This is a genomic window from Sandarakinorhabdus limnophila DSM 17366, from assembly GCF_000420765.1.
GTDB lineage: Bacteria > Pseudomonadota > Alphaproteobacteria > Sphingomonadales > Sphingomonadaceae > Sandarakinorhabdus > Sandarakinorhabdus limnophila.
Genome location: NZ_ATVO01000003.1, coordinates 125,440 through 145,168 on the forward strand (window position 1 = coordinate 125,440; position 19,729 = coordinate 145,168).

The window sequence follows — 19,729 nt, forward strand, 5'->3', positions numbered from 1 at the left end:
CTTATGAGTTTTGTGTCCGAGAGTGACCCGTGGATGCGCCGCCGCAGCCTGCCGGCGGGCGGAGAGCGCCTTTTCCTGCCGCTGCGCGATGGCTGGCCGGTGCGGCTGGAACATTGGCCGCGCCGCAATCCGGAACGGGGTCATATGTTGATGGTCACCGGCCGGGCTGATTTCGTCGAGAAATATGCCGAAACACTGCACGACCTGGTCGATGCCGGCTGGGGCGTCACCATCTTTGATTGGCGCGGGCAGGGCCTGTCGCGGCGGGTGGGCAAGACGCCGATGCACGGCGCCTCGCCGGGCTTTGACGTATGGCTGGATGATCTGGCCGAACTGGTGGCGTGGACGGTAGAGCGCAGCGGTGGCCCGGTGGTGGCGGCGGCCCATTCGATGGGCGGGCATATTGTGCTGCGTCACCTGGCGGCCGCGCGTGGCGGCATCAGCCGTGCGGTCGTGCTGGCGCCGATGCTGGGGCTGTCGGCCTCCCCGTTGGGCCCGGGCCTTGCCCGTTGGCTGGCGGCACGCATGGTGAAATGGCGGCGCGGCAGCGATTTCGTGCTGGGCGGCGGCCCCTATGAACCCGGTGTTGCCGGCAGCAAGCGCCAGTTGCTGCTCACCAGTGATGCCGAACGTTATTCCGATGAAAGCTGGTGGATCGGGCAATATCCCGCGCTGGCGCTGGGCAGTGTGACCTGGGGTTGGCTGCACGATGCCTTTGCCAGCATCGATGCGCTGAACGCGCGCGGCGTGCCTGAGGCTATCTCCGTGCCGGTTCTGGCGCTGATTCCGGAGAAGGATGGCCTGGTGGACAGCAAGGCTACCCGCCGCTTTGTCGCGCGCATCCCCGCCGGCGAAACGGTGGAATATCCGCAAGCTGGCCACGAACTGCTGCGCGAAGCCGAACCGCTGCGCGGCACGGTGCTGGACCGCATGCTGGCGTTCTTCGGCGGGCAATGATGAGCCAGGATTTCGACATTGCCATCATCGGCGCCGGCATCGCCGGGGCCAGCACGGCCTGGGCCTTGCTGGAAGCGGCCCCGCAACTGCGGATTGTGTTGATCGAGATGGAGGAACGCCCGGGCTATCACACCACCGGGCGATCGGCGGCCATCTTCATCGAAAGCTATGGCGGCCCGGCCGTCGTGCCGTTGAGCCGCGCCAGCCGGGCTTTCTTTGGGGAACCCCCAGCGGGCTTTCCGCCGCTGCTGTTCCACCGGCCCAGCCTGATCATCGAAAGCCCCGAGGATGCGGGCGGGCTGGAACGGGTCGCCGCCGAATATGATGAAGGCGGTGTGGCCTATGAATGGCTGGACGCCGCCGCGCTGGCGGCGTCGCCGGTAGGTCACATGCTGAAGCCCGAATGGCGCAATCGCGCCCTGATCGAGCCCGATTGCCACGATATTGATGTGGCCGCCCTGCATCAGGGTTTTTTGCGCGGTGTGAATGGCGCGAAGCCCACGCTCATCACCAATGCCCAAGTCACTGCGCTCGACCGCAGCGCGGGCATGTGGCGTATCACCACCCGCGCCGGCGTTTTCACGGCGCCATTGCTGGTCAATGCCGCCGGGGCCTGGGCCGATGGACTGGCGACGCTGGCCGGGGCCGCGCCAAGGGGGCTGATGCCGCTGCGGCGCACGATGGCCGTGCTGCGTATCGATCCCGTCCCGCCGGCCGATCTGCCGACGGTGATGAGCAGCGACGGCAGTTTCTACTTCAAACCGGATGGCGAGCGGCTGTGGCTGTCGCCGCACGACGAGATTCCCGATGTGCCGCACGATGTCCGCCCCGACGAGATGGATCTGGCCGTGGTGATCGACCGGTTCGAACAGGCCAGCACAGTGGCCGTGAAGCGGCTCGAATCAAGTTGGGCGGGCTTGCGCACCTTCGCGCCCGATCGGTTGCCGGTGTATGGCTTTGATGGTGCCGTGGATGGCCTGTTCTGGTGTGCCGGGCAGGGCGGTTTCGGCATCCAGACGGCACCGGCCGCCGGCCGCCTGTGTGCGGCGTTGCTGCTGGGCGGCACTGCGCCGGTTGATCCGGCTCCCTATGCCGCCGGCCTGCCGCGTAAAAGTAATTTTTCTTAAAGAAAATTCGTCATAAATTTACAATAATGTTACCTGTTTGGGTGTATAACCCCGACCACAAGGTCGCACGTCCGTGGTCAACGAACCACATGAACGTTCCAATTGGGGGAACATATGACCAAGAATTTTCTCGCCTCGGCCGCGATGGCCGCGCTGGCGATGGGCCTGGCGCTGCCGGCTTCCGCCAACACCCTGTTTTTCCAAATGAATCCGAACATCGATACCGGCGGTTCGCGGTCGGTCTTCGTGTTCGGCCAAGCTGGCTCTACTGGATCCATCACCAATGGCGTCGGCTTTTCAAACAACTTCACCCTGGGCGCATCCGGCTTTGCGGTGATTGATTTACCCAAGCCGGGGCGCAGCCGTATCAGCGGCGTTTTGCGTGATAGCGGGCGAGGAAGGCGGCGGCGAAATCGCTCAACCGCTGCTCTGCAATCGCGCCGCGCAAGCCTGCCATCAACTGCTGGTAGAAACCGATATTATGCTGGGTCAGCAGCATCGCCCCCAGCATCTCGCCAGCCTTGATCAGATGGTGGAGATAGGCGCGGCTTGCCGCCTCCGGCCCGTGGCAGACCGGGCAACGGCAATCGTCATCGAGGGGGGACAGATCCTCGCCATGCACGGCATTCCTGAGGTTGAGCGGGCCATCATGGGTGAAGGCCTGGCCGTTGCGGCCTGATCGCGTGGGCAGCACGCAATCGAACATGTCCACGCCGCGCACCACCGCGCCGACGATGTCATCGGGCTTGCCCACGCCCATCAGGTAACGCGGTGCCTCTTCCGGCAACTGGCCAGTGGCATAATCCAGCACGCCGAACATTGCCGGCTGGCCTTCGCCCACCGCCAGCCCGCCGATGGCATAGCCATCAAAGCCGATCGCGCGCAGCGCGGTGGCAGATTCGGCGCGCAGACGTTCATCCAGCCCGCCCTGCTGGATACCGAACAACGCCGCTCCGGCCGCGTGCTCACCGCCGGCGTCGAACGCCGCCCGGCTGCGCGCCGCCCAGCGCATGCTCCGGTCCATGGCGTCCTTCACCACTTCACGCGGGGCGGGCAGGGCGACCAGTTCATCAAACGCCATGACGATATCGCTGCCCAGCAGGCGTTGGATTTCCATCGAACGTTCCGGGCTCATCAGATGCCGGCTGCCGTCGAGATGGCTGGCAAAGGTGACACCTTCCTCCGTGCGCTTGGTCAGGTTGGAAAGGCTCATCACCTGATAGCCGCCGCTGTCGGTGAGTATGGGGCGGTTCCAGCCCATGAAGGCATGCAGGCCGCCGAGGCGGTGGATGCGCTCGGCGGTGGGGCGCAGCATCAGGTGATAGGTGTTACCAAGGATGATATCGGCGCCGGCGCTGCGCACTTCAGACGCGCGCATAGCCTTCACTGTGGCCGCCGTGCCCACTGGCATGAAGGCCGGCGTGCGGATTTCGCCGCGGCGCATCTGGATCGTACCGGTGCGCGCCTTGCCGTCGCGGGCATGGATGTTGAAGGCGAAACGAGTCATTGGCCGCGCATAGCGTCTGTGGCAGGCTTTGGCCAACATGCTTGGGGTTCTGCTTCTGCTGGCGGCTGCCGATCCGCTCACCGCGCCAGCGGTGGGGACGGCGGCGGCTTGCCTGATCGTCGGCCGCCAGTTGGAATACAAGGTGGCCAGCGCCGATGTGCTGCTGGTGCGCGCTGGCGGGCGCTGGCATCGATCCCGCCTGCCTGATGGCTGCCCCGGCCTCAAACCCAACATGATCATCATGCGCCGTGACGCGTCCCCGCGCGCCTGCGCCAATGATCTGTTCGAGGTAAAGGACAATTTCACGCCTGAGGTGTTCAGCCTCTGCCGGTTCGGCCGGTTTGAGCCGCTGAACAAGGCGAGCCGATTCTGACGATGGGGAGAATGAACATGGTGAAGTCCTGGGGCCTTGGTGCGGTGCTGCTGTTGGCTGGCTTTGGCGCCGGTCTGGCGGTGGCGCAGGTGCAAACCGGGCGCACGCCGCAGTTTGCCAACGAGGAGGTGAAAGTGTGGCGTTCTGTGATTGCAGTCGGCAATCCGCTGCCGTTGCACCGCCACGATCATCCGCGCGTGCTGATCGCCTTGAAGGGCGGCACCATGGATATTCGCGAGGAGACCGGGCAGTCGGACATCCAGAATTGGGAAACCGGCAAGGCCTATTGGTTGCCGGCCAACCCCAAGACCTTGCACCAGGATGTGAACGTGGGCAAGGAACCCATTGAAGTCATGGTGGTGGAGCTGCAGAAAGCGTGGTGAAGTCGCGCGTCGATCAATTGCTGGTGGAGCGCGGGCTGGTTGAAAGCCGCACCCGCGCGCAGGCGCTGGTGATGGCCGGCCTGGTGTTTTCCGGTGACCGCAAGATCGCCAAGTCCGGCGACACGCTGGCTGCCGATGCGCCGCTGGAGGTGAAGGGTCGTGACCATCCCTGGGTGTCGCGCGGCGGCATCAAGCTCGATCACGGTCTTACCCATTTCGGCTGGGACGTGGCGGGCGCGGTCGCCATCGATGTCGGCTCCTCCACCGGCGGCTTCACCGATGTGCTGCTCAGCCGCGGCACCACCCGTGTCTATGCGGTCGACTCCGGCACCAATCAGCTGACGTGGAAATTGCGGCAGGATCCGCGCGTTGTCGTGCTCGAACAATTGTCGGCCCGTCTGCTGACGCCGGAGCATATCCCTGAGCCGATCGATATCATCGTCTGCGATGCCAGTTTCATCAGTCTGATGAAGGTGTTGCCCGTGCCGATGGGTTTCGCGAAACCCGGCGCCCGCCTGCTGGCGCTGATCAAACCGCAATTCGAAGCCGGCCGCGAGGATGTGGGCAAGGGCGGCGTGGTGCGTGACGAAGCGGTGCGGGAACGCGTCTGCCGTGACGTCGCCGCGTGGCTGCTCGGGCAGGGCTGGGCCGTCGCAGGCCTCACCACCAGCCCCATCACGGGCCCGGAAGGCAATGTGGAGTTTCTGATCGGCGCGCAGTTGGCCGCTTAGCGCTTCTTGCCCTTGGTGGGCGCATGGAAGTCCGGCGGTTTGCCCGCCACCCACGCCACGAACGCCGCCACGCCCGGTTCCGCTAGCACGGCCGCCTTATCCGCCCCCATGCGGCCCAATTGGCTGTTGCTGAAATGGGCGTGGATGGCTTCGTGGCAGATCCGGTGGACCTTTTGCCGATCACGGCCGCCCTTGGCCTTGGGGACCGGGTGGTGCCATTCCACCTCCACACCCAACGGCCGCCCGCACAGCCAGCAGCTGTCAATCACGGGCACTGCGTCACTGTCCACCATGCGTCACGTGTAGCGTGGCAGCGGGCAACAGGCTACACCAACGGCAATGTCCATCCCTGAGTCCCTTGACGCGCCTGAACCCTGGTTTTCCACTGGCAGCTTTTCGCGGGCGGCGATCGTGGCGGTGCCAGCCATCCTGCTGATGGGCGGGCTGGTGGCGCGCATCGCCGGCTCCACCGATACCAACCCGTGGTACCAGTCGCTCACTCTGCCGGCGTTTCAGCCGCCGGGGCCGCTGTTCGGTATTGCCTGGGCCATTCTCTACACGCTGATCGGCGTGGCCTTTGCCATGGTATGGGGCACGAAAAAGGTGCCGGGCAAGCGCCTCGCCATCGCGCTGTTTGCCGTTGGCTTTGCCATCAATCTTACCTGGTCGCCGGTGTTTTTCCGCCTGCACATGATTTCCGCCGCGCTGGCCATCATCGCGGTGATGCTGCTGGTGGCGATCGCGACCACCTGGAGCTTCTGGCGCGTCAACCGGCTGGCCGGCTGGCTGATGCTGCCCTATTGCGCCTGGCTGTGCTTTGCCGGCGCCTTGAATATTGCCATCATGATGCTCAACCCTATGGCCGATGCCATGCAGCTGGGAATTTGAACCATGCAGAACGACAACAAATTGTTTGAAGACCTGTCCAAGGTCGCCACCGCCGCCATGGGCACGCTGGCCGGCGCCAGCCGCGAATTTTCCGGCGTGGCGCGGGAACGGATGAAGGAATTCGTTGGCGCCAGCGAGATCAGCCGCGACGAATTCGATGCGGTGAAAGCCATGGCTGCCACGGCCCGCGGTGAAATCGAGGCGCTGAAGGCGGAAATTGCCGCGCTGAAAGCCGAGCTTGCTGAGCCGGCGGCGAAGAAGAGCCGCAAATCTGGTGGGGCAGACGCCTGATATCCACAAGATTTTGCGTGCCTTGCTCTTGCCGAATCGGCAAGGCTTGCACAGCCTGTGCCGTGGCCGGTAAGGGATAGGCACGATGAGCTTTTCCGAAATTGATTTCAGCGCGGGCGAGCCCGCCCCGATCGACCTGCTCGAACAATTGTTCGATGCCAATGGCTGGGCCTCCGAACGTGTGGGTGATGAGGAAATCATCACCACGGTGAAAGGTGGCTGGTGCACCTACCAGCTGCGCGCCCTGTGGCGCGGGGAAGACCGGGTGCTGCAGATCATTGCCCAGGCCGATCTCACTGTGCCCGAGGATCGGCGGCTGGCGGTGTATGAAACCATCGGCCTGATCAACGAACAATTGTGGATGGGCCATTTCGAACTCTGGTCGGCCGATGGCATGATCCTGTTCCGCCACGCCACGTTGCTGGCCGATGATGATGCCGAAGACGGCGGCGACCTGTCGCCGGCCCAGGCTGAAATCCTCACCGATGCAGCGGTTGAAGAGTTCGAGCGTTATTATCCGGTGTTCCAGCTGGTGTTGCTGGCGGGCCAGAGCCCGGTCGAAGCATTGGCCGCCGCGCTGATCGAGACAGCCGGCGAAGCATAAGACCGGTTTTGGGAGCAGACATGACAGCGAGTGCGCAGATCGGGGCGCCGATCTGGTTGATCGGCTGTGGCAACATGGGCGGCGCGCTGCTGCGGCGCTGGCTGGCCGAAGGGCTGGGTCCGGTTGCCGTGATCGATCCGGCGGCCCGCAATCTGCCGCCCGGCGTCGAAGCTTCGGCTCGCCCACCGGCGGAAGGCAAACCCGATATCGTCGTGCTCGCCGTGAAACCGCAGGCCTGGGCGCAGGCGGTGTTGCCACTGGCCGGCCGGTTGGGGCCGCTCACCCTTGTGATTTCAGTGATGGCTGGCGTGCGTACGGAGGACCTGGCCCGGCTTTTCCCGGGCGCCGGCATCGTGCGGGCCATGCCCAACACGCCGTCTGCGGTAGGGCAGGGGGCCACCGCGTTGTTCACCCGCGATGGCGATATCGTGCAGGGCGCCGCCGAAGCCCTGTTCCAGCCGGTGGGCCAGACGATCTGGCTTTCCGATGAAACCCAGTTCGATGCCGTCACCGCCGTTTCCGGTTCCGGCCCGGCCTATGTGTTCCATTTCATCGAGGCACTGGCCGCCGCTGGCGAAGTGGCTGGCCTGGAACCGGCCATGGCCATGCGCCTCGCCCGCCAGACCTTGATTGGCGCTGCGGCACTGGCCGCGCAGGATGGCGCAACGCCGGCCGCCGCCTTGCGGGAACGCGTCACCTCGCCGGGCGGCACCACTGCGGCGGGCCTGTCCGTGCTGATGCCAGGCCTGACGCCGCTGCTGGAACAGGTGGTGGCCGCAGCGGCGGCGCGGTCACGCGAACTGGGCTGACACGCTGGCGCGACTGACATAATCTCTCGCTTGGGAGACAGATGCCGTGCCGCGATGGGTGAAGCTTGGTCTGGGGGTGATCGTCGCATCGCTGCTCGTGGTGGCCGGCGCCGCAGGCGGGTTGTGGTGGGCCGGACAGCAGCAATTGACGAAGGATCATGGCGCGCTGCCGTCAACGGTGGCGGGCGGGCCCGGTGATGCGGCGCTGGGCGCGCGCCTGGTGGGCGTTTATGGCTGCAACGGTTGCCACGGCAAGGCACTGGCCGGCGAAGACTTCTATGGCATCGTCGCGCCCAATCTGCGCCGCCGCGCCCGCGAGTGGACGCGCGAGGATTTCGCGCGCGCTGTGCGTCACGGTCTGCGCCCCGATGGCACCAGCATCAGTTGGGCAATGCCAACCGAAATGTTTGCCGTCATGGCCGACAACGAAATTGCCGCCATTCACGCCCATCTGCGCCGCCTGCCGGCCGCCACAGATGCCCAGCCGATCACGCTGAAACATCGTCTGTTCAAGGCCTATGTCGCCGCCACCGGCGAGTTGATCCCCAATGTCGTGCTCGTGCGGGCCACGGATGCTGGCCCTGCTGTTGCCCCGGCACCCGGTACGCCGGCATGGGGCCCCTATTTCACCCGGCTTGCCTGCGCGGAGTGTCACAATCACGGACTTGGCGGCACAGGCGGCGATACGCCTGCCTTGGCGGATGCCATCCAGGTTTATGACTGGCCAGCCTTTGTGCGGCTCACCACCACCGGCCGGCCGCCGGATGGACGCAAGTTGCGGTTGATGACGGGCGTGGGCCGGGAACGATTGGTGCACATGACCGACGCCGAACGCCGGGCGCTGTTCGATTATCTGAAGTCGCTCTTGCCGCCTTAACCCTGCAGCGCTTCCACCTGTGGGCGGTCAGCAGGCGGCACTAGGCCCATCAGCACGGCCCAGAAGCCGGAGACCGCCTGCTGCCCGGCTTCGCCATAGGCGCGCGCCATCGATCGTTCCAGCTCGGTGAACAGTCGCGCTTCCAGTGCCGCGCCCGACGCCGTGAGGGTGAGCAGGCGCTGGCGGCGATCAGCCACGCCCACGCGCTGTTCGACCAGTTCGCGGTGGCCCAGATCATTCAGCACCCGGCCCAGCGACTGCTTGGTGACGCCGAGCAGGCTGATGAGTTCCCCCACCGAAAGCCCCGGCCGACGCGCGATGAAATAGAGCGAACGGTGGTGGGCGCGACCCAGCCCCTGTGCTTCCAAAATCGCATCGGCACCCCGGATCATCGACGTGTAGCCGAAATAGAGCAGTTCAATGCCGCGCCGGATCTCGTCCTCGCGCAGGAACAGCGGCGAGGCCGGCGTCACCTTCAGGGGGGAGACGTGCGCCTGCGCGGCGGTTGCAGAAATTGGGACAGTCATGTTGACTTATCTGCCACAAAGGCTATGCCGACACAAGCGGGGCGCGCAATTCCCGGCAAGGCGGCGGTGGCCACACTGTTCGTTTGTTGCCGTGGCAGGGCGGCAAGCCTCACCATTGTTTCTGGGGACAGGGTTTCTGCCATGACCGACGCTACCTTCGACGATCGCAACGGCTTCATCTGGATGGATGGCGAACTGAAGCCCTGGCGCGAAGCCAATGTCCATATCCTCACCCACGGCCTGCACTATGCCAGCTCCGTGTTCGAAGGCGCGCGGGCCTATGGCGGCCATATCTATGCGCTGTCATTGCACTCACAGCGGCTGATCGACTCGGCCAATCTGATGGGCTTTCCGCTGCCGTGGAGCGTTGAAGAGATCGACGAGGCCTGCCGTCAGACGCTGGCCGCCAACGGCCTGACCAACGCCTATGTGCGGCCCGTCGCGTGGCGCGGCAGCGAGCAGATGGGCGTTTCGGCGCAGAAGACCAAGGCGCATCTCGCCGTCGCCACCTGGGAATGGGGGGCTTACTTTGGCCCGGAAGCGCTGAAGAAGGGCCTGCGCCTCAACATCGCGCCGTGGCGGCGGCCCGCGCCCTACACCGCGCCGGTGCGCGCCAAGGCGGCCGGCCTCTACATGATCTGCACGCTGTCCAAGCACGCCGCCGAAAACGCCGGCTATAACGATGCGATGATGCTGGATTGGCGTGGGCAGGTGGCCGAAGCCACCGGGGCCAACATCTTCTTCTTCCAGAACGGCGAACTGCACACGCCCACCCCGGATTGTTTCCTGGATGGCATCACCCGCCGCAGCATCATCGCGCTGGCCCAGCGCCGCGGCATCAAGGTGGTGGAACGCGCAATCTGGCCGGAAGAACTGGCCAATTTTCAGGAAGCCTTCCTGACAGGCTCAGCCGCCGAAGTGACGCCGCTGGCCGAAATCGGTCCGTGGAATTTCCAGGTGGGCGAGGCGACCCTGCAATTGGCGCAGGATTACAGTGATCTCGTCCACGGCCGCATCACCGGCGTGGAGCCGGTGCCGTCAACGCAGCGGTGATGGCGGCAATTCGGGCCCCAACTTGATCACCAAAGTGCGCGGCCCGGCCGAGACGCCGTGGATTGCCCGAAAATCGCCAATGATCGTGCCGCCATCGATGAAGGCGCGATACACTGCCGCTTCCTGCGGATAGCGCGAAGCTTCGTTCAGCCAGCGGTCGGCATCGTGGATGATGGCATAATCGGCCCAGCAGCTGGCGATCCGGGCCGGATTTATGGTGCCAAGCACCAGTTTCTGTTTGCCTTTCTGGGCGCCGGCTGCATCGTCATAATTCACCTTGCCGGCCAGCAGGGCGCGGCCATCCACGCAGCCCACCGGCCCGAACGGGTAGCGGATCGACCAATTGCCTTTGAGCAGTGGGAAGGCCAGCATTTCGACCGTGATGCGGCTGCCGGCCGGCACGTTGTTCAACATGAAGGCCACCGCGCGAGCCTGGGTGGGATTTCCGCGCGCCGTGCCGTCTTGCCAGGCAGACCAGGCCAAGGGGATGGACAGCGCGGTGCCGGCGGCTGCGACCAGCCAGCCGCTGCGCGCCCCCCTCACGGCGCGTGCGACTGCTGAAAGTGCCAGGCCGGCCAGCAATGACAGCATCGGCATTGGCAACACCAGCCAGCGTTGCCAGACATTGGTTTGGCTGCACAGCAGCGCCAGCAGGGCGACCGTCGGCAGCAGCAGGATCAGGACCACCGGCATGGCCCGGCGCTGCATGGCGAGGGCCGCGCCAACCGGGATCAGCAGCGCCGCCCAGCCCAGCCCGCGATCCCACAGCACGGCAAGATACCACAGAAATTTGTCCAGCCAGTTGCCGCCGGTGGCGCCGACATGCGCCGGTTGCACTTCGTTGATCAGCGCGGCCCACACATCCAAAGGCCGCAGCCACAGAGGCGGCATCAGCACGGCCATGGCCAACAGCATCGCACCCCCCAGCAGCAGCGCACCGCGCAGCCATTGTCGGCGATCCTGCCGCCAGGCCCAGATCCAGGCCGCCAGCGGAGCCAGGGCCAGCACGGCGCCGGGCCATTTGGTTGATACCGCCGTGCCCATCCAAAGCCCAGCGACGATCAGATCGCGGCGGCGGCCATGTTGCGCCACGCTCACGGATGCCAGCATGGCCAACAGGCTGAACAGGCTGACCATGATGTCGGTTCGCACCAGGCTGGAAATTTCGCTGTGCAGCGGGCTGGCAGCCAGCAGCATGGCCGCCACCAGCCCGGCGGGGGCATCACCCAGCCGGGCGCCCAGCCGGGCAGTTGTGGCCATCACCGCCAGCGACAGCGCCACAATGGCCGTCCGGCCGGCCAGCACGATGGCTGAAGGGTCGGCATAAAGCTGGGTGGCAAATTCGCCCGTGGTGGCCCACAGCCCCGCCGCGCGGCCACCCAGAAACACCAGCAGATCGCAGGCGGCCAGCAGATACAGGGTGGTGATGCCGGGATGCCCGAACCAGCCGGGCATCAGCGTCTGTTTGGCCAGCAGCTCAATGGCATTGATGATGAACAATGGCTCATCGGGATCATAGAGGCCGGGCAGGCCCTGGCCTATGCCATGGGTGCGTAGCAGGCCCGCCAGTAGAAATGCCATCAGCAGCCACCAGAGGCTGGCCGAGCGGCCTGGCGATGAAGAGGGTTTGGACGGCAAAATTGGATCCTGCAAGGGCCGGTGTTGGCGGCAGATGGGTGCCAGCGTGGACGAACTATTGACGCCGCCAGATGAAATTGACAAGGCGTAGCGCAGCCTTTCAATTCAGGATATAACTCCACATGAAAACGGTTATTTTGGCCGGCGGCCTTGGCACTCGGTTGGGCGAGGAAACTAGCGTCCGCCCCAAGCCGATGGTGGAAATCGGCGGCATGCCGATCCTGTGGCACATTCTTAAGATCTATTCCGCCGCCGGGTTGAATGATTTTATTATCTGCCTTGGTTACAAGGGCTATGTGATCAAGGAGTTTTTTGCCAATTATTTCCTGCATACGGCCGATGTGACGATTGATCTGCGCGAGAACAGCATGGAAGTGCATCGCGCCCGCAGCGAGCCCTGGCGGATCACTATGGTGGAAACCGGAGCCGACACCATGACCGGCGGCCGGTTAAAGGCGGTGAAGGATTTCCTCACCCCTGGTGAGCCCTTTTGCTTCACTTATGGCGATGGCGTGGCCGATATCGATGTGGCCAAGCTTGTGGCCTTCCACAAGGCGCATGGCCGCAAGGCGACGATCACCGCCGTGGCCCCGCCCGGACGATTTGGGGCGCTCGAACTGTCGGAGAACAGCGAAGTGCTGCGCTTCAAGGAAAAGCCAGCCGGCGATGGCGGCCTGATCAACGGCGGGTTTTTCGTCGCCGATCCGTCGGTGGTTGATCTGATCGATGGCCCCTCTACCGTTTGGGAACAGGAACCGCTGGAAACGCTGGCGCACACCCGCGAACTGGTCGCCTATCATCACCAGGGCTTCTGGCAACCGATGGACACGCTGCGCGACAAGCAGTATTTGGATGAACTTTGGCTGAAGAATAAGGCGCCGTGGAAATTGTGGTGACATGCAGGCGGCACGCCCGTTCGGGCCAAGGCGGGGATGACGGTGATATGACGATTAAGCGGATAATTCAGGAACAGTTTGCGTGGACGGTGCAGAACCGGTCGGCTGATCGGCTGCAGGCGGAGATCCGCCGGCACGGCGTGCTGGTTTATGGCGCCGGCGGTTATGGGCGCCAGCTGGCCGCCACGCTGCGGCACCACGGCTACACCGTGCAGGGCTTCATTGACAGCCATGCCCAGCCGGGACAGATCGTCGACGATTTGCCGGTGATGGGCACTGCTGCCATCGATGGCAGGCACGCCGCGCAGGCTGTGCTGGTGATGGCCATCAACAATTTCCGGACCGCGATCGATGATGTCGTAGCCTGGGCGCGCGCTATCGGCTTTGCCGAGATACTGTTCGTGCCCGAATTGCCGGATGTGGTCGATCCCGCGCTAGGCAACTACTGGCAAACCAGCCGTGCCCTGCCGGTCCAGCAGGCCGACTCCATCGCCCGTGTGGCTGCCCTGCTGGGCGATGAGGCCTCCGGCACGATCCTGGAGCAGCTCGTCGCCTATCGTATAACCGGCCGTCCGGAGGATCATCCAGCCGTTGACCGTGATCGCCAGTATTTTCCGGCCGATCTGCCGATTGGCAGTGATGAAATCGTAGTGATCGACTGCGGAGCGTTTCCGGGTGATCTGCTGGAGACCGCGAACAAAGCTGGCGTCCACCTCGCCAAATGGTATGCGTTTGAACCTGACCGCCGGAATTTCCGCCACATGAGCGACTTCGTCCAGGCGCATGGCAGCGATCTGAGCGAGGTGGCGCTGTTTCCTTGTGGGGTGGGGGCGCAGACCGGCATAATGGGCTTTGCGGCCGGCAATGCCGATGCCTCGCGCGGCGTCGAGGCCGGCGTCCAGGTCGATGTCGAAACCGTGCCGGTGGTGCGTCTGGACGATGTGCTGACGCTTGATCGTCTCGACATGGTCAAGCTTGACATCGAGGGGTTCGAGGCGGGCGCGCTGGATGGTATGGCCGGGTTGCTGGGTCGGCACCGGCCGCGTATCGCGATCGCAGTCTATCACAAGCCGTCCGATCTGTGGGAACTGCCGCTGAAGATCGATGCCATGCTGCCCGGCGGACGCTACGCGCTGCGCCAGCATGGCCACAACGGTTATGACACGGTGCTCTATGTCGACTGGGACTGAGCCCCGCTGCCGACTGGAGGCACCGGCGGGGCGACGCCGGGCAATAGCGGGGCGTCTCGGCGGAAGCGCCAGCGCCGGCGGTTGCCTTGGTGGCGGATGTCGCGCCAGACATCGTTGATCGTCGATGCCGACAGGGCGATGGCTATGGCGATCAGCATGCCTGGCCTCAGGAACATGCCCAGCCCGACGCCCATCTGCACCTCGACGAGGTGCCCTACGAAATAGCTGTTGCGAATGAAAGGCGGCACTTCTCCCACCGTTATGTCGCCCGGCATACACAGCAGATAACAGAGAATGATGGCAATCGGACGTGCAATCCCGCGCCAGGGTTCCATGAACACCAGCAGGACGATGAGGATCTGGGTATAGCCGCCCGCCTCGGAGCTGATCAGTGCCATGGCCGTTCCCAGGAAGACAGCGCGGTGGGGAGACACGACTTCGGGGCGCAACCACGCCGCCGCCGCGGCGATCATGATGGCCATTTGCCCAAAGCGTACCAGCGCTGGGATGACGAGAAGGCCGATTTCAGGGAGCTGACTGCCGACCGCAGAGGAGACCGGAAAGACATTCCCGTTCAGCAACGAAATCAATGGACCATAGGTAATTGAATACCAGATATCGAGAACCTGGCTGGCCTCGAACCCAGATGAATAACGGGTGATGTTGCTGATCAGCTGAATTGGACTACCCGTACCCAGCAGCAAATACGTCGCGACATAGACGCCGATGATAGCGATCAAGGCATTTTCCACCCAGCGCCAGCGGCGCTTGATCAGCAGAGCGATCACCGCACCGATCAGATAGACTTTGAAATTGACGGCCAATCCGGCGGCCAACCAGCGCAGCCGGGCCGAGCGGAGCAGGGGGCCGAAGGCAAGCAGGAAACAGGTGAACGTGAGAAGCAGAATGTTGCCGCGTTCCAGCGCGAACAACATGGGCATCCCGAGCGCCAGCGCGATCGTTCGCGGCACCATTGTGGCGCAATCGATCAGGTTCAAGGTCCGCGCGATCAGCACGATGTTCAAGGCAAAGATCGCGTGAATTGCAACGATACCGAGCCAATCGCAATCGCGGATGGTCAACAGGTCGCTGACTATGGAGCTGCGTCCATAGCAGGCGTCGATGCCAAGTGGGCGTATCACCACGAAGGACAGCGGTGGGTAAATGGTGCCCCAGACATTGTATGCGCCGGGATCGCGTGACCAATAGGCTGTGTTGAACCAGTCCATCCAAGAATCGGAAGGTTCATAGAAGAATGGTTGGGGCAGATAGCCGTATTCGTACAGATTCCAGCCTGCGCGGACCAGCAGTAGCAAGATGGCGAACGACAGGGCGATCTCCACCCAGCGTCCGTTGCGGCGGGCCCGGCTCGCGGTCATGGCGCTCCAACCCTGAACACCAGCCGCTTGAGCACGAGGAAGTTGACCAGAGAGACGATCAACGCCGTGGCAATCCCCGCCACATAGGGAGACGGGATCACGCGCGAGAGCCCGTAGAGAACGGCCAGATTGAGCAAATAGGCGCCGAGGTAGGATAGCAGGAAGCGAGCTTTCGCCGGTCGCGCCGTCCGGAAGACGTGGCGAGAATATGTGAAGTAATTGAAGGTCGTCCCCACGACGTGGGACAGCGCCTGGGCCAGGAACAGATTCAAACCCAGCCAGACGAGCAATGCATAGAAGGAAATGCCAAACAGCGTGTTGATGATGGCAGCCTGGTAAAAGCGTACAGCCAGTTGCACTTGGCTCCAGGAGATACGTTGGCGCAGCTCGGCGAGCAGGCCGCCGTCGCTCGACATCAGTGACCGCCGATGTCGCTGAAGTTTATCCGTTCGCGTTCGACAACCAGCGGGGTTCGCCGGGTCCGCTCGGAGATGATGCGTATATTGTCTCCCAGCAACCCGAGGAAGCCGAACAGCAGCGCAAACTGGAACTGGATAACAGACGCTATGAACCAACTGGCAATGGGGCGTCCGTCCAAATAAGCGATAAGCCCGCCCAGCAACATGAGCAGTGTCAGCAGGATGCCCAAGGCGCCGATGTACAGGGGCAGGCGCAGCAGCTTCTTTGACGATCCAGCCAGCGCCGACATGGCGAAATCAAAAAGCGCCCAGAAGTTGTTTTTGGAAGCGCCGCCGGCCCGGGGCGGCCGTTCATAAGGGATCGTCTCAAGGCGGAAACCGGTTTCGACCAGCATGCCGCGGAAAAAGGGTTCAGGCTCGGCCAAACCCCGCGTGGCATCGACCACGCGCATGTCGTACAGGCCAAAACCGGTGGCCTGCGGAATGATCGCGTAATCGCCGAACCTGTTGGCCAACGTGTAGGACAACTTGCGGAAGGCGCTATGGATAACGGTGACCTTTTCCGCCTGCCTCACCCCCAACACGATATCTACCCCGGCGCGCCAGCGCTCGATGAACCGGGGGATCATTTCGGGAGGGTCCTGAAAATCTGCACACAGACCGATGACCGCGCGGCCGTTGGCTTGATAGATGGCGTGGGTGGGAGAACGCATCTGGCCAAAATTTCGGCTGTTGACGATCAGTTTGACTCGCGTATCTGCGGCACACAGCCGCCTGATGATTGCTACAGTGGTATCGGTCGAGGCATTGTCGATGAATATGATCTCAAAGCTAACGCCCGCCGATTCGAGTTCGGTCACGGCTGCCGCGCAGATAGCGGCGGCGTTGTCCTCCTCGTTGTAGCAGGGGATAACAACTGAGATCTCGGGTCGACCGGCCACAGCAGCATACACGTTCATTTCGTGGCTTCCGGCTCGAGCGGTGGCCGCATTTGGTAAAATTCGATAACGACGGCCAATAGCAGCACGAGAAAGGCAACGATTACAAAGGGCCAATTATACTGGCGCTGGCTGTCCACATAAGCTGGTTCGAGGATACGGACGTTGGCGGTGGAGGTCAAGTCTTCAACTGACGTGCCTTGCAGATATCGCTTGTAGTTGTCGTACAGTCCTAAAGCGAGGTCGAGGTCGCGGCGCAAGCGGTCGACTTCTGTGGATTCGCGAACTACCCGCCCCACCGAACTGTTGTCGCCCGGCGTGATCGAGCGCGTCTGAGAAAGTTGCTGCTCGAGTGCCTCTATCTCTGCGCGAATCTGACGGACGTTCATATTGTCATCGGTAAAGAACTGGCGCGCAGCGGCAAGCTGGATGCGCTTTGATTTGATCGCATCCTCTAACTTAGGTACCCGGTCACCCAGCGATAAAATGGCCGCCTGCGGCGAGCTGTAACGGGTGCGCAGGCGGAATGTGTCGTAGGCAGCTTGTGCCTTGCTCAGTCGCCGATTGGCCTGATCGACGAGGTCAACTAGGATGTCGCGCTTGTACGCTGTCTGAGTGCGCGAGATGGCCGCAAGCTGTTCGCGCACAGCCCGTGCATAGACGTCGACGATCTTGCGCGCCTGCGAAGCATTACCCAGCGTCAGCTCGAACTCGATAATACCGCCGCGTAGGGCGTGTATATCAACCTTGCGGTCCAACCAGCGCAACGTCTCGATCCGGTTCTCACCGAGATAGGACTCGAGCCCCAGTTCGGCATTGACTCGGTCGCGCACGTAGTCGCTGCGCGCGATGCGCAAGCTGACCTCGACCGCCGCCTGGTTCCCAAACACGCTTTGCACCGCCCCTAGCTGGCCAAGCGTGCCCGATAGGCCAAGGCTGGCCGGATCCGACGGGGTTAGGGTAACGACTGCGCGGTGTCGCTCTGGGAACAGCGCTAAGAGCGCCGCAATGCTGAACAATACAGCAAAAAGGGCCCGCCGCGCAGCAGGCAGGGCAAGTAAGCCGAAGCGGCTGAGCCGACCGATGAGGCTGTGGGGGCGCCAGATCATTGTATCGCCGCCACGGCTGCCGCGCCGAGGCTAAGGGAGAAGATCACTTGGCTGATTGCCGTCAGCTTTTGCAGCAGCGAACTCGACTGGGTCTTGACCGGCACGAAGATCAAGTCTCCCGGTTGCAGCCTCGCCTGCATCGCGCCCCGGCGCCGAGTGAGCACTTCGCCACTTGCCCGCATCAAGAGGATTTGGCCCCGGTCACCCGCGCGCTGCACACCGCCGGCCTTCTCGATCATATCCCGCACGCGTGTTGTCTGGCGCTCGTCAATCAGGAACGTGGCCGGCCTAAACACTGACCCGTATACGCCTACAGTTGGTACCAAGGGAGGAATAGTCAACTTGTCATTGTTCTCGAGCGGGAGGTCGCTGGGCAGCGCTGCAGCGTCGAACGGGATGGGCAGGACAAGACGACCGTCGGGTTCGGTATTGCGGAGGCGCTCTAGGACCTGCCGTCCCGACGCAAGCTGCTCCCCATTGATCGTGCCATTGTTGGACAGTGGCACTGTGGTCAGCGTGAATTCGAACTGGTCAAGTATCTCCTTGAGAGCGACGCGTTGCTGGGCGGCAACGCTTGCCCTCACGAGCTTAGTGCCATAGACATATGCGCGCGGGGTTAAGCCGCCAGCCATCTCGATCACCTTTGACACGGGCGTGCCCGGGGCGACGAAGTAATTTCCAGGCCTGTTAACCTCACCTTCAAGCCGCAAGATCACCTGCTGACGTCCAAGCGGCATCATCAACGATCCTTCCGACAGCATCTGGACGATATCGCCGCCCTCAATCGGATAGGTACCGGCTTGTGCCATCTGCACTTCGCGGCTGCCGAGCGTCTGCTTTTCCGACAAACGATAAAGGATAACCCTCGACGCTTCGGCGAGTACGTTCCTGCCCCCAGCGATGCGCAGCGCATCGCCCACGGTCTCCTCAGGTGTGAGCTCGTAGATGGCCTCTTCGTTCACGCTGCCGATCACCCCCACCTGCTTGCCAACCGACGGGATGAAGATCACATCTTCGTTTTGAAGGATCGGGTCGAGCGAGCGATTGCCCTTGCGCAATATTTCATAGAGATCAACCTCCGTCATAACTTTGCCGGCTCGGATCAACTGGGCAACGCGGAAACTGCCCCCCGCGTTTGGGCCACCTGCAGCGAGCACGGCATTCACGAGCGTTGACAGGCTGTTAAGCGAATAGGCGCCGGGACTGTTTGCAAACCCGGTCACATAAACACGCAGGCCGCGCAGCTTGGGAAGGCTCACGCTGACCTCATAACCCCGATACTGGCGGCCGATGGCCTGAGCGATGCGGCTTTCCAAGTTGCGATAACGTACACCGGCGACCGGCACAGGGCCAACTTTGGGGATGGTAATGCGCCCGTCGGTGTCGACGACGAAATTGGCGATACCTTCGATGGCCCCCGTTAGCGAGACGGCGATCGTGTCGCCAACATTGATCGAATAATCAGGCGGCACAGTGGCCTGTGCCGGCATCTCGAAGTCACGCACAGCTTCGGTTAGCAGGTTTGCTCCAAAACGCGGAATCTTCCGGCCAAGTGCGGTTTCTATGTAACGTTCGAATTCGCCCGGCCTGGCCGGCATGGTAAGGCTCCTGCCGCTAGTATCAAGCGAGCGAATGTCGTCGCCGCGGTTACCGCGTTCTTCCCTTATAGAGACCGGGGAATAGGGCTGGTAGTTCTGGGCCTGCTGGTCGCCTTGATAACGCCGCTCACGCCGCTCACGCTGCTCACGCTGCTCACGCTGCTCACGCTGCTCAGGCTGGTCTTCCGTTTGACTTGGCTGGTTGTTGGCCAACGGTGTGATGGAGGCCGCGGACTGTGCGAAGACGGCGCTGTGAGATCCCACTAGTGCCAGACAAGCCGTCACCACCAGGCGGCGCCACAGAGATGGGCCGGGCGCCCGCACGGGGACGCTGCTGTCCATGATACTCATCTTCCAGTCCTGACAATCATTAACGGAAGCAATTCAACATCCGTGCCAATCTAAAGGATTGGATGCTGGCTTTGAAGGCGGGTC

23 protein-coding genes are annotated in these 19,729 nt (G+C 63.2%); 13 read left to right on the forward strand and 10 right to left on the reverse strand.

The features are described from left to right. Positions 1-3 precede the first annotated feature (3 nt). Positions 4-957 carry an alpha/beta hydrolase gene (locus G566_RS0100695; protein WP_029131077.1) on the forward strand — a complete coding sequence of 318 codons (954 nt, stop codon included), beginning with the start codon at positions 4-6 and terminating at the stop codon, positions 955-957. Continuing rightward, on the forward strand, positions 954-2,084 hold the full coding sequence (locus G566_RS0100700) for an NAD(P)/FAD-dependent oxidoreductase (RefSeq protein WP_040605287.1): 1,131 nt from the start codon (positions 954-956) through the stop codon (positions 2,082-2,084). The genes G566_RS0100695 and G566_RS0100700 overlap by 4 nt, the downstream gene beginning before the upstream one ends. A gap of 77 nt (positions 2,085-2,161) precedes the next feature. On the opposite strand, the gene G566_RS15230 is transcribed toward G566_RS0100700, so the two are convergent. Next, positions 2,162-2,395, reverse strand: coding sequence for a hypothetical protein (locus G566_RS15230; protein WP_156874375.1), 234 nt, complete (start codon positions 2,393-2,395; stop codon positions 2,162-2,164). 56 nt (positions 2,396-2,451) lie between these two features. Next, positions 2,452-3,591, reverse strand: coding sequence for a tRNA guanosine(34) transglycosylase Tgt (gene tgt, locus G566_RS0100705; RefSeq protein WP_022678762.1), 1,140 nt, complete (start codon positions 3,589-3,591; stop codon positions 2,452-2,454). Positions 3,592-3,628: 37 nt separating this feature from the next. On the opposite strand from tgt, the gene G566_RS0100710 reads away from it, so the two are divergent. From G566_RS0100710 to G566_RS0100720, 3 genes are read left to right on the forward strand one after another with little or no spacing between them, the layout of a single operon-like run. Then, entirely contained in the window at positions 3,629-3,964 is a 336-nt protein-coding gene (locus G566_RS0100710; protein ID WP_156874376.1) for a hypothetical protein, read from the forward strand. A 17-nt stretch (positions 3,965-3,981) separates the two neighbouring features. Beyond that, positions 3,982-4,347, forward strand: a complete 366-nt coding sequence (locus G566_RS13030) for a cupin domain-containing protein (protein ID WP_156874377.1) — start codon at positions 3,982-3,984, stop codon at positions 4,345-4,347. Continuing rightward, positions 4,341-5,078, forward strand: a complete 738-nt coding sequence (locus tag G566_RS0100720) for a TlyA family RNA methyltransferase (protein ID WP_029131078.1) — start codon at positions 4,341-4,343, stop codon at positions 5,076-5,078. The genes G566_RS13030 and G566_RS0100720 overlap by 7 nt, the downstream gene beginning before the upstream one ends. Here G566_RS0100720 and G566_RS0100725 read toward each other — a convergent pair. Further along, positions 5,075-5,371 carry an HNH endonuclease gene (locus G566_RS0100725; protein ID WP_022678766.1) on the reverse strand — a complete coding sequence of 99 codons (297 nt, stop codon included), beginning with the start codon at positions 5,369-5,371 and terminating at the stop codon, positions 5,075-5,077. The two genes, G566_RS0100720 and G566_RS0100725, sit on opposite strands and share 4 nt — an antisense overlap. A 46-nt stretch (positions 5,372-5,417) precedes the next feature. On the opposite strand from G566_RS0100725, the gene G566_RS13035 reads away from it, so the two are divergent. From G566_RS13035 to G566_RS0100750, 5 genes are all read left to right on the forward strand, one after another. Continuing rightward, positions 5,418-5,966, forward strand: a complete 549-nt coding sequence (locus G566_RS13035; RefSeq protein WP_022678767.1) for a TspO/MBR family protein — start codon at positions 5,418-5,420, stop codon at positions 5,964-5,966. 3 nt (positions 5,967-5,969) lie between these two features. Continuing rightward, positions 5,970-6,257, forward strand: coding sequence for an accessory factor UbiK family protein (locus tag G566_RS0100735; RefSeq protein ID WP_022678768.1), 288 nt, complete (start codon positions 5,970-5,972; stop codon positions 6,255-6,257). A gap of 85 nt (positions 6,258-6,342) precedes the next feature. Beyond that, positions 6,343-6,861 carry a type III secretion system chaperone family protein gene (locus tag G566_RS0100740; protein WP_022678769.1) on the forward strand — a complete coding sequence of 173 codons (519 nt, stop codon included), beginning with the start codon at positions 6,343-6,345 and terminating at the stop codon, positions 6,859-6,861. A gap of 20 nt (positions 6,862-6,881) precedes the next feature. Further along, positions 6,882-7,670: a pyrroline-5-carboxylate reductase gene (gene proC / locus G566_RS0100745; RefSeq protein WP_022678770.1), complete on the forward strand. Its 789-nt coding sequence runs from the start codon at positions 6,882-6,884 to the stop codon at positions 7,668-7,670. Between the two features lie 46 nt (positions 7,671-7,716). Further along, complete coding sequence (locus G566_RS0100750; protein WP_084706708.1) at positions 7,717-8,547, forward strand: c-type cytochrome; 831 nt, start codon at positions 7,717-7,719, stop codon at positions 8,545-8,547. Here the strand turns inward: G566_RS0100750 and G566_RS0100755 are convergent. Next, positions 8,544-9,074, reverse strand: a complete 531-nt coding sequence (locus G566_RS0100755; protein ID WP_022678772.1) for a MarR family winged helix-turn-helix transcriptional regulator — start codon at positions 9,072-9,074, stop codon at positions 8,544-8,546. The genes G566_RS0100750 and G566_RS0100755 overlap by 4 nt on opposite strands. Before the next feature lie 141 nt (positions 9,075-9,215). Between G566_RS0100755 and G566_RS13040 the strand changes: the two genes are divergently transcribed. Next, the gene (locus G566_RS13040; RefSeq protein ID WP_022678773.1) at positions 9,216-10,127 is read left to right on the forward strand and encodes a branched-chain amino acid aminotransferase; all 912 of its coding nucleotides are present in this window, start codon (positions 9,216-9,218) and stop codon (positions 10,125-10,127) included. Here G566_RS13040 and G566_RS0100765 read toward each other — a convergent pair. Then, the gene (locus G566_RS0100765; RefSeq protein WP_029131081.1) at positions 10,113-11,708 is read right to left on the reverse strand and encodes a glycosyltransferase family 39 protein; all 1,596 of its coding nucleotides are present in this window, start codon (positions 11,706-11,708) and stop codon (positions 10,113-10,115) included. The genes G566_RS13040 and G566_RS0100765 overlap by 15 nt on opposite strands. 179 nt (positions 11,709-11,887) lie before the next feature. On the opposite strand from G566_RS0100765, the gene rfbF reads away from it, so the two are divergent. Both rfbF and G566_RS0100775 read left to right on the forward strand, forming a co-directional pair. Next, positions 11,888-12,661, forward strand: a complete 774-nt coding sequence (gene rfbF / locus G566_RS0100770) for a glucose-1-phosphate cytidylyltransferase (RefSeq protein WP_022678775.1) — start codon at positions 11,888-11,890, stop codon at positions 12,659-12,661. Positions 12,662-12,708: 47 nt separating this feature from the next. After that, positions 12,709-13,851 carry an FkbM family methyltransferase gene (locus tag G566_RS0100775; RefSeq protein WP_084706709.1) on the forward strand — a complete coding sequence of 381 codons (1,143 nt, stop codon included), beginning with the start codon at positions 12,709-12,711 and terminating at the stop codon, positions 13,849-13,851. On the opposite strand, the gene G566_RS13045 is transcribed toward G566_RS0100775, so the two are convergent. Genes G566_RS13045 through G566_RS0100800 form a run of 5 tightly spaced genes read right to left on the reverse strand, consistent with a single transcriptional unit; the run spans position 13,833 to position 19,645 of the window. Then, a complete protein-coding gene (locus G566_RS13045; protein ID WP_022678777.1) occupies positions 13,833-15,230 on the reverse strand; it encodes a glycosyltransferase 87 family protein in 1,398 nt (465 codons plus the stop codon). The two genes, G566_RS0100775 and G566_RS13045, sit on opposite strands and share 19 nt — an antisense overlap. Further along, positions 15,227-15,646: a GtrA family protein gene (locus tag G566_RS0100785; protein WP_022678778.1), complete on the reverse strand. Its 420-nt coding sequence runs from the start codon at positions 15,644-15,646 to the stop codon at positions 15,227-15,229. Before G566_RS0100785 ends, G566_RS13045 begins: the two co-directional genes overlap by 4 nt. Then, on the reverse strand, positions 15,646-16,608 hold the full coding sequence (locus G566_RS0100790) for a glycosyltransferase family 2 protein (protein WP_022678779.1): 963 nt from the start codon (positions 16,606-16,608) through the stop codon (positions 15,646-15,648). The genes G566_RS0100785 and G566_RS0100790 overlap by 1 nt, the downstream gene beginning before the upstream one ends. Further along, a complete protein-coding gene (locus tag G566_RS0100795; RefSeq protein WP_022678780.1) occupies positions 16,605-17,696 on the reverse strand; it encodes a GumC domain-containing protein in 1,092 nt (363 codons plus the stop codon). Before G566_RS0100795 ends, G566_RS0100790 begins: the two co-directional genes overlap by 4 nt. Further along, entirely contained in the window at positions 17,693-19,645 is a 1,953-nt protein-coding gene (locus G566_RS0100800; RefSeq protein WP_022678781.1) for an SLBB domain-containing protein, read from the reverse strand. Before G566_RS0100800 ends, G566_RS0100795 begins: the two co-directional genes overlap by 4 nt. Between the last annotated feature and the right edge of the window lie 84 nt (positions 19,646-19,729).

Coding starts and splice junctions, on each gene's coding strand:
- G566_RS0100695 (WP_029131077.1), top strand. CDS start 4: ATGAGTTTTGTGTCCGAGAGTGACCCGTGGATGCGCCGCCGCAGCCTG.
- G566_RS0100700 (WP_040605287.1), top strand. CDS start 954: ATGATGAGCCAGGATTTCGACATTGCCATCATCGGCGCCGGCATCGCC.
- tgt (WP_022678762.1), bottom strand. CDS start 3,591: ATGACTCGTTTCGCCTTCAACATCCATGCCCGCGACGGCAAGGCGCGC.
- G566_RS0100710 (WP_156874376.1), top strand. CDS start 3,629: ATGCTTGGGGTTCTGCTTCTGCTGGCGGCTGCCGATCCGCTCACCGCG.
- G566_RS13030 (WP_156874377.1), top strand. CDS start 3,982: ATGGTGAAGTCCTGGGGCCTTGGTGCGGTGCTGCTGTTGGCTGGCTTT.
- G566_RS0100725 (WP_022678766.1), bottom strand. CDS start 5,371: ATGGTGGACAGTGACGCAGTGCCCGTGATTGACAGCTGCTGGCTGTGC.
- G566_RS13035 (WP_022678767.1), top strand. CDS start 5,418: ATGTCCATCCCTGAGTCCCTTGACGCGCCTGAACCCTGGTTTTCCACT.
- G566_RS0100735 (WP_022678768.1), top strand. CDS start 5,970: ATGCAGAACGACAACAAATTGTTTGAAGACCTGTCCAAGGTCGCCACC.
- G566_RS0100740 (WP_022678769.1), top strand. CDS start 6,343: ATGAGCTTTTCCGAAATTGATTTCAGCGCGGGCGAGCCCGCCCCGATC.
- proC (WP_022678770.1), top strand. CDS start 6,882: ATGACAGCGAGTGCGCAGATCGGGGCGCCGATCTGGTTGATCGGCTGT.
- G566_RS0100755 (WP_022678772.1), bottom strand. CDS start 9,074: ATGACTGTCCCAATTTCTGCAACCGCCGCGCAGGCGCACGTCTCCCCC.
- G566_RS13040 (WP_022678773.1), top strand. CDS start 9,216: ATGACCGACGCTACCTTCGACGATCGCAACGGCTTCATCTGGATGGAT.
- G566_RS0100765 (WP_029131081.1), bottom strand. CDS start 11,708: ATGGCATTTCTACTGGCGGGCCTGCTACGCACCCATGGCATAGGCCAG.
- rfbF (WP_022678775.1), top strand. CDS start 11,888: ATGAAAACGGTTATTTTGGCCGGCGGCCTTGGCACTCGGTTGGGCGAG.
- G566_RS0100775 (WP_084706709.1), top strand. CDS start 12,709: ATGACGATTAAGCGGATAATTCAGGAACAGTTTGCGTGGACGGTGCAG.
- G566_RS13045 (WP_022678777.1), bottom strand. CDS start 15,230: ATGACCGCGAGCCGGGCCCGCCGCAACGGACGCTGGGTGGAGATCGCC.
- G566_RS0100785 (WP_022678778.1), bottom strand. CDS start 15,646: ATGTCGAGCGACGGCGGCCTGCTCGCCGAGCTGCGCCAACGTATCTCC.
- G566_RS0100790 (WP_022678779.1), bottom strand. CDS start 16,608: ATGAACGTGTATGCTGCTGTGGCCGGTCGACCCGAGATCTCAGTTGTT.
- G566_RS0100795 (WP_022678780.1), bottom strand. CDS start 17,696: ATGATCTGGCGCCCCCACAGCCTCATCGGTCGGCTCAGCCGCTTCGGC.
- G566_RS0100800 (WP_022678781.1), bottom strand. CDS start 19,645: ATGAGTATCATGGACAGCAGCGTCCCCGTGCGGGCGCCCGGCCCATCT.